Origin of the sequence: Acidovorax radicis N35, from assembly GCF_000204195.1 — a bacterium.
Lineage (GTDB): Bacteria > Pseudomonadota > Gammaproteobacteria > Burkholderiales > Burkholderiaceae_C > Acidovorax > Acidovorax radicis.
In genome coordinates this window covers 141,251-152,277 of record NZ_AFBG01000016.1, presented here as the reverse complement: position 1 = coordinate 152,277, position 11,027 = coordinate 141,251, and the positions used below count along the sequence as shown (strand labels likewise).

Sequence of the window (11,027 nt, the reverse complement as noted above, 5' to 3'; positions counted from 1 at the left end):
GGGGGAGCACCGGCACAACGCACACGCCGCAACCCCCTCTCCCCCGGCCCCTCTCCCGCGAGGGGAGAGGGGAGTGATGCGGGCGCTCAGTTGGCGAACGCCGCAATGCCCGTCTGCGCGCGGCCGAGGATCAGTGCATGCACATCGTGCGTGCCTTCATACGTGTTCACCACTTCCAGGTTCACCAGGTGGCGCGCCACGCCGAACTCGTCGCTGATGCCATTGCCGCCCATCATGTCGCGCGCCAGGCGGGCGATGTCCAGGGCCTTGCCGCAGCTGTTGCGCTTGATGATGGAGGTGCCTTCCACACTGGCCGTGCCCGCGTCCTTCATGCGGCCGAACTGCAGGCAGGCCTGCAGGCCGATGGCGATCTCGGTCTGCATGTCGGCCAGCTTCTTCTGGATGAGCTGGTTGGCAGCCAGGGGGCGGCCGAACTGCTTGCGGTCCAGCGTGTACTGGCGGGCGGTGTGCCAGCAGAACTCGGCCGCACCCAGCGCGCCCCAGGCGATGCCGTAGCGCGCGCTGTTCAGGCAGGTGAAGGGGCCCTTCAGGCCCTGCACTTCGGGGAAGGCGTTTTCTTCAGGCACGAACACGTCGTCCATCACGATCTCGCCGGTGATCGATGCGCGCAGGCCCACCTTGCCGTGGATGGCGGGGGCTGTCAGGCCCTTCATGCCCTTGTCCAGCACAAAGCCGCGGATGGGGCCCACGGCGCCGCCTTCGGAGACTTCCTTGGCCCACACCACGAACACATCGGCCACGGGGCTGTTGGTGATCCACATCTTGCTGCCCTTGAGCTTGTAGCCGCCATCGACCTTGTAGGCGCGCGTGGCCATGCTGCCGGGGTCGGAGCCATGGTCGGGCTCGGTCAGGCCGAAGCAGCCAATCCACTCGCCGCTGGCGAGCTTGGGCAGGTACTTCTGTTTTTGCGCTTCGGTGCCGAACTCATGGATGGGCACCATCACCAGCGACGACTGCACGCTGGCCATGGAGCGGTAGCCCGAATCCACGCGTTCCACCTCGCGGGCGATCAGGCCATAGGCCACGTACGACAGGCCGGGGCCACCGTACTGCTCGGGGATGGTGGGGCCCAAGAGGCCCACTTCGCCCATCTCGCGGAAGATGCTCACGTCCATCTTTTCGTGGCGGAAGGCGTCCAGCACGCGGGGCGCCAGCTTGTCCTGGCAGTAGGCGGCGGCGGCGGCCTGGATGGCGCGCTCGTCGTCGGTCAGTTGCTGGCTCAGGAGGAAAGGGTCATCCCATTGAAAAGCGGCGTGGGCCATGTGTGTGTCTCCAGGTCGAAAGAAAGGGTGGGGAAAGAAAGTGATCTGGAGCGCATCGTAGGCCTCGACCCCGCAGGCGGCAAGCGAGTTCTTTTCATTCAGACATGCGTTTTGGGAATGTATGGAATACTTGCTGCCAGATACGCCACAGCGTGACTGGCCCACTTCAAGTTCCTCTTCATCATGCGCCGCAACATCCCATCGACCCAGGCCCTGGCATGCTTTGAAGTCGCCGCCCGCCACGAAAGCTACACCCGCGCCGCGCAGGAACTTTCGCTCACGCAAAGCGCTGTCTCGCGCCAGATCCAGGCGCTGGAGGAATTCCTGGGCGTGCAGCTCTTTCGCCGCACGCGCCACGGCGTGGTGCTGACGCCCGCCGGCGCGCATTACGGCCGCCAGGTGGCACGCTGGCTGCAGGGGCTGGAGCGTGACACGCTCGATGTGATGGCGCACCAGGGCGAGGGCGGCACGATCACCCTGGCGGCAGTGCCCACCTTTGCCACCCGCTGGCTCATCCCGCGCCTGCCGCAGCTGGCGCAGCAGCACCCCGACATCGTGGTGCACATCGACACGCAGACACGCCCTTTCTTGTTTGCCGACACCACCTTCGATGCCGCGCTGTACGCGGGCACGCCCGAGCAGGTGGCCAACTGGCCCGGCGTGCAGGCCCTGCTGCTGATGCACGAAGACGTGGTGCCCGTGTGCAGCCCCCGCCTGCTCGAATCCGCCGCGCCCCGGGGCCGGGGCCGCGCCCACCAGCCCGTGGCCGCTGAGGCGTTGGCCGACCTGCCCCTGCTCCAGCAAAGCACGCGCCCCTACGGCTGGCGGCAGTGGTTCGACGCGATGGAGGTCCAGGCACCCCACGCGCTCGATGGCCCGCGCTACGAGCTGTTCTCCATGCTGGCCGTGGCGGCCACGCACGGCATGGGTGTGGCGCTGATGCCGCCTTTGTTGATCGAGGCCGAACTGGCCAGCGGCGAGCTGGTGGTCGCCTGCAACCGCCCGCTGCGGGGCGAGCGCGCCTACTACCTCATCAGCCCCGCGCAAGCGCAGCCGCCCGTGCTGGCGGCGTTTGCGCAGTGGCTGCAGGGCATGGCCGCGGCGGCAGGGGGTGCGCTGCCGGTAGCCGGGGCAGACGGCAAGGGATGACGCGCTTGCATCCGCCCAGGGGCTGAACTAATCTGGTGGCGCTGGAGTCTGTCTGCACATACCGACCCGGGAGTGACCCCATGACCACCTACCATGCCCCGCATTTCGACCCCACCGTGGACGAGATCGAGACCCTGAAACAACTCGAAATGGGCCAAGTCATCACGCTGCCCCATGCCATCAAGGACCATGTGTCCGGTCGCCTGCTGGAGTGGGGCTTCATCACCAAGGGTTCCGGCGGCGAGCTGGCCATCACGGCCAGCGGCCGGCAACTGATCCGCCGACAGGACAACTAGCCTCTACGGCGCCACAGAGCGCCACAGAGCGCCACTGACGGCAAGGCGCCCGCGCAGGCCACTTTTAGCGCCGGGGCTGCGGTCAATCCTCGCGCAGCCGCCGGGGTATTGCGCCCCGCAAATTTCCCCGCGCCGCGTTGGCCCTATCCTGCCTCTCTTGCCGTCCTTCATTCACGAGGAGCTTCTGTGCGCGCACCGTCCCCCATTCGCAAAGCACTGTGTGTTGCCACCCTGGCGGCATGTGGCCTGCTGATGCAAGGCTGCAGTGCCGTCAAGCTGGCCTACAACCAGGTGCCGCAACTGGCCTACTGGCAGCTGAACAGCTACCTCGATCTCTCAGAAACCCAAACCGAGCGCGTGCGCGACGAATTGGGCGACCTGCACCAATGGCACCGCGACACCATGCTGCCCCGGCATGCCGAGCTGCTGCAGAAAGTGCAGCAACAACTACCGTCCGCCATATCGCCCGACCAGGCCTGCCGCACCTATGACGATGTACGTTCCCAGATCGACAAGGTGGTCACCCAGGCCGAACCCAAGCTGGTGTGGCTGGCCGCCCAGCTCACCGATGCCCAGGTCCGCAACCTGCAAAAGAAACAGGCCAGCAGCAATGCCGACTGGAAAAAGGAATGGGTCGACGTGACCCCCGAAAAGCTGCGTGAACAGCGCTTCAAACAGCTCCTGTCACGCGCAGAAACCTTTTACGGAACCCTGGACGAGCCGCAAAAAGCTGCACTGCGCGCTTTTGTCGCCCAGTCATCGTTTGACCCGCAACGCACCTATACCGAACGCCTGCGCCGCCAGAAAGACCTGGTTCAGGTGCTGCAGAAAATCGCCGAAGACCGCACCAACACCGACCAGGCCCGCAGCCTGCTGCGTGGCTACCTCGCCCGCTTCAATGCATCGCCCGACGCGGCCTACCAGCGCTATGCACAGACGCTGGTGGAAGAAGGTTGCGAAGGCTATTCGCGCGTGCACAACGCGATGACGGCAGGGCAGCGGTTGAAGGCAGTGCATTCGGTGAAGGGGTATGAGCAGGACTTTCTGGTGCTGGCGGCGCAGTGAGCGCTGGAGGATAGAAAGACAAACAAGAGGCTGCACTGCCGCTGAAGCGGCGTGGCCTTGTTCTGGGGGCTCCTGTGACGCCTGAAAATTCTCGCGCTCCGCATCTCGGTCGCCAGCTCGAATTGCTGTCATGCTCAGCCCTCATTCCCTCAGGTACTTACTTGTATGCATTTCAGCGGTTGTTGCACGTTGGTCATCGCGATAACCGTGACAGGTTCCGCCATCGCACAGCCCGCGAATCCGGTGGAGAACCACACTGCGTGCACTGCAGAAAAGGCCGACGTCGAAAAACGCATGGAAGTCGCCCGGTCCAAGGGACAGATGCTGCTACGCCGGCAACTGGCGGACCAACTGGCGGCGCTGCAAGCGAGCTGTCAGCCGCTCGCGGTCGACCCGGGCCGCGCGGCGAATATTGAAAGGCTGGAGAAGGAAGTCCGGGCGCTCCGGGCAGAGCTTGAAGCTGCCGAGGAGCAGTTGCGCAAGTTGAGAAGCGAGGCAAACCGCTGAACGGCGAGTGGACTGCAGGAGCCGTGCCACGGCCTACAGGCTCGGCGCCACGCTGGGGGCTGAGAGATTTCTACGCCAGATTGCGGGCGTAAAAATGAACCCGGGGCAGGGGCTTGTTGGATTCTGTGTGCCGGTGGCCATCGGCCTCGCAGATCCCCAAAAAATGCGCTGAAAATGGCGCTTTAGAAAATGGAAATCCCCTGTGAATCAACCTGTTGCCCATGCCGAGCTGATCGCCACTTTCAAAAGGGCGCAGGCAGACGCCGCCCACAAGCAGGGCCTCATCAAGGCTGTGGGCGCCAAGGGCCCAAAAGCCATTCAGGCGGCTGTCGATACGGCGGCCAAAGCAGCGAAGCGCAGGGATTCGTATGCGGAAAAGCTCGCTGCCCTGGGGGTGGTTCTCAAGGATTGAGCGGGGCACGGCGATGGCATCTGCCACGACAAGGCGATCGGTATCGTAGAGGTACCGGCTGTGGGCACCGGGAACATATCAATGTGCCCCCTTTTTTTTGAAAATGTGCCCCCAGATATGCCCCCAAAAATTCCGGACGGGGGTGGATGGGTCTTGGCGGGCACGGACAGCTAAGGTGCTGATTTCAAAGGCGCAAAAAAAAGTCCGCAAGAGCCTGCGCTCTTACGGACTTGTTCGTGGTGCCCGGGGCCGGAATCGAACCGGCACGCCTTGCGGCGGGGGATTTTGAGTCCCCTGCGTCTACCAATTTCACCACCCGGGCTGGAATTCGTGAAGCCCCAAATTATGGCACAGTAGGGCGCATGAAATATCCGACGATTGAAGACGCGGTTGGTAACACACCGCTGGTGGCGCTGCAGCGCATTGGGGCCCAGGACAACACGGCGCGGGGCAATGTGGTGTTGGGCAAGCTGGAGGGCAACAATCCGGCAGGTTCGGTCAAGGACAGGCCCGCGCTGTCGATGATCCGGCGCGCGGAGGAGCGGGGCGACATCCGGCCCGGCGACACGCTCATCGAAGCCACGTCGGGCAACACCGGCATTGCGCTGGCGATGGCGGCGGCCATCAAGGGCTACCGCATGGTGCTGGTGATGCCTGAAGACCTTTCCATCGAGCGCGCGCAAACCATGAAGGCCTTTGGCGCAGAGCTGGTGCTCACGCCCAAGAGCGGTGGCATGGAGCATGCACGCGACCTGGCCGAGGCCATGCAAAAGCGCGGCGAAGGCAAGGTGCTGGACCAGTTCGCCAACCCCGACAACCCGCGCATCCACTACGAGACCACCGGCCCCGAGATCTGGGAGCAGACCGGCGGGCGCATCACCCATTTTGTGAGCGCGATGGGCACCACGGGCACGATCACGGGGGTGTCGCGGTTCCTCAAGGAGAAGAACCCGGCCATCCAGATCATCGGCGCGCAGCCCGAAGAGGGTTCGCGCATTCCGGGCATCCGCAAGTGGCCGCAAGAGTACCTGCCCAAGATCTATGACCCGAGCACGGTGGATGAGCTGGTGTACGTGAACCAGGACAGCGCCGAAGACATGTGCCGCCGTCTCGCGCGCGAAGAGGGCATCTTTGCAGGCATCTCGGCCGCAGGCGCGTGCTGGGTGGCGCAGCAGATTGCCGCGCGCGACAGCAATGCCACCATCGTGTTTGTGGTGTGCGACCGGGGCGACCGTTACTTGTCTACCGGCGTGTTTCCGGCGTGACGGGTTGCCACCGGCTGCCGGGTTCGAGAATTTGAATCAAATTGGCTGCTAGCGCTTGAAGGGTATGCGCTAGAAGCTATAAAAATAATAGTATTACCATGCACTACGAAGTCCGCCACTGCACCCACTGCGGTACCGCGCTGCAGCCGATCACCCTGGCCGAAGATGGGGGCGACAAGGAGCGGCTGCGCTGCCCCGCCTGCGGCTGGACGCACTGGAACAACCCCACGCCCGTGCTGGCCGCCATCGTGGAGATCGACGGCAAGGTGCTGTTGGCGCGCAACGCGGCCTGGCCGGGCAAGATGTTTGCGCTGATCACCGGCTTCATGGAGGCGGGCGAGTCGCCCCAGGAGGGCATTGCGCGTGAGGTGAAGGAAGAAACCAACCTCGATGTGCAGTCCACATCGCTCGTGGGGGCCTACGAGTTCCTGCGCATGAACCAGATCATCATTGCCTACCATGTGGTGGCCACGGGGCGGGTCCAGCTGTCGCCCGAGCTGGTGGACTACCGGCTGTACGATCTGGCGGACCTCAAATGCTGGCCTGCGGGCACGGGCTACGCGCTGGCGGACTGGTTGCGCACGCGGGGGCATGAGCCCGTGTTTTTTACCGCCGAAGAAAATGCAGAACGGCGGCGTGGCCTGGACGACCAACCACCGCAGCAGCCAAAGGATTGACGACCATGGACATTCACAAAGAAATCGACACCCGGGGCCTGAACTGCCCCTTGCCCATCCTCAAGGCCAAGAAGGCGCTGTCCGACATGGCCAGCGGCCAGTTGCTGAAGGTGGTGGCCACCGATGGCGGGTCGCTGCGGGATTTTCAGGCGTTTGCCAAGCAGACGGGCAACGAGCTGGTGGAGCAGCAGACGGTGGGCGAGGAATACATCCACATCCTGCGCCGTCGTTAGATGTAAAAATAGCTGCCAGCGCTTTCTGGATAAGCGCTGGAAGCTATTAATTTGGAAGCGTTTGAGGCGCTTCCAATGTGATTTCGGACTGTGGCTTACAGCGCCAAGGTCTTCAGATATTCCCGGAACTGCGCGCCCACCTGCGGGTGTTGCAAAGCCAGCTCCACCGTCGCTTCCAGAAACCCTTCCTTGCTGCCGCAGTCGTAGCGCTTGCCTTCGTATTGAAAGGCGTACACGGCTTCGTGCTGCATCAGGCGGGCGATGCCGTCGGTGAGCTGGATTTCGCCGCCCACGCCGCGCGGCTGGTTGCGGATCTCGTCGAACACGCCGGGTGTGAGGATGTAGCGGCCGGCCACGCCCATGCGGGATGGGGCGACATCGGCCTTGGGCTTCTCGACGATGCGCTCGATGCGGATCAGCGGGCCGCCAGCGGGCTCGCCGGCCACGATGCCGTATTTGTGGACCTGGTCTTCCGGCACTTCCTGCACGGCGATGACCGAGCGGCCTTGCTGGCGGAAGGCGGTGGCCATCTGGGCCAGCACGGGCTGGCCGCCCTGGGGGCCCACCATCAGGTCGTCGGCCAGCAGCACGGCAAAGGGCTCCTTGCCCACCAGCGGCTCGGCGCACAACACGGCGTGGCCCAGGCCCAGCGAGCGGGGCTGGCGCACGAACGCGCAGTCCATGTCGTCGGGCTGGATGGAGCGCACCAGCGCCAGCAGTTCCTTCTTGCCGGCGGCTTCGAGTTCGGCCTCCAGCTCATACGCCGTGTCGAAATGGTCTTCGATGGCGCGCTTGCTGCGGCCGGTCACGAAGATCATGTGGCGGATACCTGCGGCGTAAGCCTCTTCCACGGCGTACTGGATCAGCGGCTTGTCGACCACGGGCAGCATTTCCTTTGGAGACGCCTTGGTGGCGGGCAGAAAACGGGTGCCCAGGCCAGCGACGGGGAAAACGGCTTTGCGGACGGTGGTGGCAACAGTCATGGGGCTCCTTGAAGGCGGGGGGTCGGGGTGTTGTGGTCGTCTTGGATATGCAAGTGTCAGGCCAGAGGCTGCCCGGCCGTTCAGCCCAGGCGTGCCAGCTGGTCGCGCAGGCGGGCCAGCGTGGCGCCAAAGTCGGCGATGCGCTTCTTTTCCTGGTCGATCACGGCAGGGGGGGCCTTGGCCACGAACGCTTCGTTGGAGAGCTTGTTGTTGGCCTTGGTGATCTCGCCGTCGATGCGGGCGATTTCCTTGGACAGGCGGGCCTTCTCGGCCACTTCGTCGATTTCCATGTACAGGCACATGCGGGCTTCTCCCACCACGGCCACGGGCGCGGCCTGGGCGGCGGCGGCCCAGGCTGTTTCGTCGTCAAACACCTTGACTTCGCTGAGCTTGGCCAAGGCCTGCAGCACGGGTGCCACGCCGCGCATGAAGTCGGTGTCGCCCACGGTGTACAGCGGCAGACGGGTGGAGGGCGAGACATTCATCTCGCCGCGCAGCGCGCGGCAGGCGTCCACAAGACCCTTCACACGGCCCATGTGGGCGATGGAAGCCTCGTCGATCTTGGCGGCTTGGGCTTCGGGGTAGCGGGCAATGCTGACCGACTCGCCAGGGATGCCTGCCACCGGCGCCACCGTCTGCCACAGCGCTTCGGTGATGAACGGAATGATCGGGTGGGCCAGGCGCAGGATGGCTTCCAGTGTGCGGATCAGCGTGCGGCGCGTGGCGCGCTGCTCGGCCTCGGTGCCGTTCTGGATCTGCACCTTGGCGATTTCCAGGTACCAGTCGCAGTACTCGTTCCAGACAAAGTCGTAGATCGTGTTGGCCACGTTGTCCAGGCGGTACTCGGCAAAGCCCTTGGCCACTTCGGCCTCGGTCTTTTGCAGCAGCGACGAGATCCAGCGGTCGGCCTGGCTGAAGTGCATGTAGCCGTGGGCAGGGCCGCCGGGCTGGCACTCTTCCTTGGTGTGCTCCTTCAAGCCGCAGTCCTGGCCTTCGCAGTTCATCAGCACAAAGCGGCTGGCGTTCCAGAGCTTGTTGCAGAAGTTGCGGTAGCCCTCGCAGCGCTTGCTGTCGAAGTTGATGCTGCGGCCCAGGCTGGCCAGCGCCGCAAAGGTAAAGCGCAGCGCATCGGCGCCGTAGGCCGGGATTCCCTCGGGGAATTCCTTCTGCGTGTTCTTGCGTACGGTGGGTGCGGTCTCGGGCTTGCGCAGGCCGGTGGTGCGCTTGTCCAGCAGCGGCTCCAGCGAGATGCCGTCGATCAGATCCACCGGGTCGAGCACGTTGCCTTCGGACTTGCTCATCTTCTTGCCCTGCGCGTCGCGCACCAGGCCGTGGATGTACACGTGCTTGAACGGCACGCGGCCGGTGAAGTGCGTGGTCATCATGATCATCCGGGCCACCCAGAAGAAGATGATGTCGTAGCCCGTCACCAGCACGGTGCTGGGCAGGTACAGGTTGAAGTCGTCGGTGGGCGCGTCGCCTTGTTCAGGCCAGCCCATGGTGCTGAAGGGCACGAGGGCCGACGAGTACCAGGTGTCGAGCACGTCTTCATCGCGGCGCAGCGTCTTGCCGGGCGCCTTGGCCTGGGCCTCGGCTTCCGTGCGGGCCACGATCACGTTGCCGTCTTCGTCGTACCACGCCGGGATCTGGTGGCCCCACCACAGCTGGCGGCTGATGCACCAGTCCTGGATGTTGTTCATCCACTGGTTGTAGGTGTTCACCCAGTTCTCGGGCACAAACGTCACCTCGCCCGTGGCCACCGCGTCGATGGCCTTTTGCGCAATGCTCTTGCCCGTGGGGTCCTGGTCGCTCACCTTGCTCATGGCCACGAACCACTGGTCGGTCAGCATGGGCTCGATCACCTGGCCGGTGCGGGTGCAGATCGGCACCATGAGCTTGTGCTTCTTCACCTCGACCAGCGCGCCGATGGCTTCCAGGTCGGCCACCACGGCCTTGCGGGCCACGAAGCGGTCCATGCCCTGGTACTTGGCGGGAGCGTTCTCGTTGATGGTGGCCTGCAGCGTCAGCACCACGATCATCGGCAGCTTGTGGCGCTGGCCCACGGCGTAGTCGTTCTGGTCGTGCGCGGGGGTGACCTTCACCACGCCCGTGCCGAATTCCTTGTCCACGTACTCGTCGGCGATCACCGGAATTTGGCGGTCGCACAGCGGCAGGTTCACCATCTTGCCGATGAGGTGGGTGTAGCGTGCGTCTTCAGGGTGCACCATCAGGGCCACGTCGCCCAGCATGGTCTCGGGGCGGGTGGTGGCCACCGTGAGGCTGCCCGAGCCATCGGCCAGGGGGTAGGCAATGTGCCACAGCGAGCCGTCTTTTTCTTCGCTCTCGACTTCCAGGTCGGACACGGCGGACTGCAGCTTCGGGTCCCAGTTCACCAGGCGCTTGCCGCGGTAGATCAGGCCCTGCTCGTACAGCTTCACGAAAGTGTCGGTCACCACCGTGGAGAGCTTGTCGTCCATGGTGAAGTATTCACGGCTCCAGTCCACGCTGTCGCCCATGCGGCGCATCTGCGTGGTGATGGTGTTGCCGGACTTTTCTTTCCACTCCCACACCTTGCTCACAAAGTTCTTGCGTGCCTCGGGCGGGGTCGGGCCCATGTCGTAGCGGCTGATGCCTTGTTCCTGCAACTGGCGCTCGACCACGATCTGCGTGGCGATGCCTGCGTGGTCGGTGCCCGGCACCCACACCGTGTTGAAGCCGCGCATGCGGTGGTAGCGCGTCAGGCTGTCCATGATCGTCTGGTTGAACGCATGGCCCATGTGCAGCGTGCCTGTCACGTTGGGCGGCGGCAGCTGGATGGAGAACGCCGGTTCGCCCGCCTGGGCGGCGCCGGTGCCCCGGAAACCCGCGACGCCATAGCCACGGCGTTCCCATTCGGGGCCCCAGTGGGCTTCCAGGGCGGCGGGTTCAAAAGACTTGGACAGGCTGTCGAGGCCGGGTTGTGCTTGGGGCGTGCTCATGGGGTTTGGCAGAAGGTGGAGGCAGGCACGGGGCGCGCCTCAACGGTCAAGAGGGTGGACCAGGCATTTTACGGGAGTGCCGACCGGCGTTAGACGTTCTTCCCCTCGCGCTCGCATCCCACCCACATCCCGCCTGTCGGGCATTTCTCGCCAATTGTTACCTTGTCGCTGGACCGGCC

Annotated in this window: 11 protein-coding genes and 1 tRNA gene; 8 read left to right on the top strand and 4 right to left on the bottom strand. The window is 64.5% G+C overall.

Features of this window, described 5'->3' with window-relative positions:
- Positions 1-86 precede the first annotated feature (86 nt).
- Entirely contained in the window at positions 87-1,283 is a 1,197-nt protein-coding gene (locus tag ARADN35_RS0105535; protein WP_010459885.1) for an acyl-CoA dehydrogenase, read from the bottom strand.
- Between the two features lie 183 nt (positions 1,284-1,466).
- Between ARADN35_RS0105535 and ARADN35_RS0105530 the strand changes: the two genes are divergently transcribed.
- The 5 genes from ARADN35_RS0105530 (at position 1,467) to ARADN35_RS28360 (ending at position 4,712) form a co-directional block, all read left to right on the top strand.
- Entirely contained in the window at positions 1,467-2,432 is a 966-nt protein-coding gene (locus ARADN35_RS0105530; protein ID WP_010459883.1) for a LysR family transcriptional regulator, read from the top strand.
- 80 nt (positions 2,433-2,512) lie between these two features.
- Positions 2,513-2,728 (top strand): hypothetical protein, encoded by a 216-nt coding sequence (locus ARADN35_RS0105525; protein ID WP_010459881.1) that lies wholly within the window; start codon positions 2,513-2,515, stop codon positions 2,726-2,728.
- A 186-nt stretch (positions 2,729-2,914) separates the two neighbouring features.
- On the top strand, positions 2,915-3,793 hold the full coding sequence (locus ARADN35_RS0105520; RefSeq protein WP_010459879.1) for a DUF6279 family lipoprotein: 879 nt from the start codon (positions 2,915-2,917) through the stop codon (positions 3,791-3,793).
- 165 nt (positions 3,794-3,958) lie between these two features.
- The gene (locus ARADN35_RS0105515) at positions 3,959-4,300 is read left to right on the top strand and encodes a DUF1090 family protein (RefSeq protein ID WP_010459878.1); all 342 of its coding nucleotides are present in this window, start codon (positions 3,959-3,961) and stop codon (positions 4,298-4,300) included.
- 202 nt (positions 4,301-4,502) lie between these two features.
- Positions 4,503-4,712: a hypothetical protein gene (locus ARADN35_RS28360; RefSeq protein ID WP_010459877.1), complete on the top strand. Its 210-nt coding sequence runs from the start codon at positions 4,503-4,505 to the stop codon at positions 4,710-4,712.
- A gap of 237 nt (positions 4,713-4,949) precedes the next feature.
- Here the strand turns inward: ARADN35_RS28360 and ARADN35_RS0105505 are convergent.
- Positions 4,950-5,034 (bottom strand) — tRNA-Leu (locus ARADN35_RS0105505).
- Positions 5,035-5,074: 40 nt separating this feature from the next.
- Here ARADN35_RS0105505 and cysM point away from each other — a divergent pair.
- The 3 genes from cysM (at position 5,075) to ARADN35_RS0105490 (ending at position 6,887) form a co-directional block, all read left to right on the top strand.
- Positions 5,075-5,977, top strand: a complete 903-nt coding sequence (gene cysM, locus ARADN35_RS0105500; protein WP_010459876.1) for a cysteine synthase CysM — start codon at positions 5,075-5,077, stop codon at positions 5,975-5,977.
- A gap of 98 nt (positions 5,978-6,075) precedes the next feature.
- Positions 6,076-6,654 carry an NUDIX domain-containing protein gene (locus ARADN35_RS0105495; RefSeq protein WP_010459875.1) on the top strand — a complete coding sequence of 193 codons (579 nt, stop codon included), beginning with the start codon at positions 6,076-6,078 and terminating at the stop codon, positions 6,652-6,654.
- Between the two features lie 5 nt (positions 6,655-6,659).
- A complete protein-coding gene (locus tag ARADN35_RS0105490; RefSeq protein WP_010459874.1) occupies positions 6,660-6,887 on the top strand; it encodes a sulfurtransferase TusA family protein in 228 nt (75 codons plus the stop codon).
- 95 nt (positions 6,888-6,982) lie between these two features.
- On the opposite strand, the gene galU is transcribed toward ARADN35_RS0105490, so the two are convergent.
- On the bottom strand, positions 6,983-7,870 hold the full coding sequence (gene galU, locus ARADN35_RS0105485; RefSeq protein ID WP_010459873.1) for a UTP--glucose-1-phosphate uridylyltransferase GalU: 888 nt from the start codon (positions 7,868-7,870) through the stop codon (positions 6,983-6,985).
- 80 nt (positions 7,871-7,950) lie between these two features.
- A complete protein-coding gene (locus ARADN35_RS0105480) occupies positions 7,951-10,848 on the bottom strand; it encodes a valine--tRNA ligase (RefSeq protein WP_010459872.1) in 2,898 nt (965 codons plus the stop codon).
- Positions 10,849-11,027 lie beyond the last annotated feature (179 nt).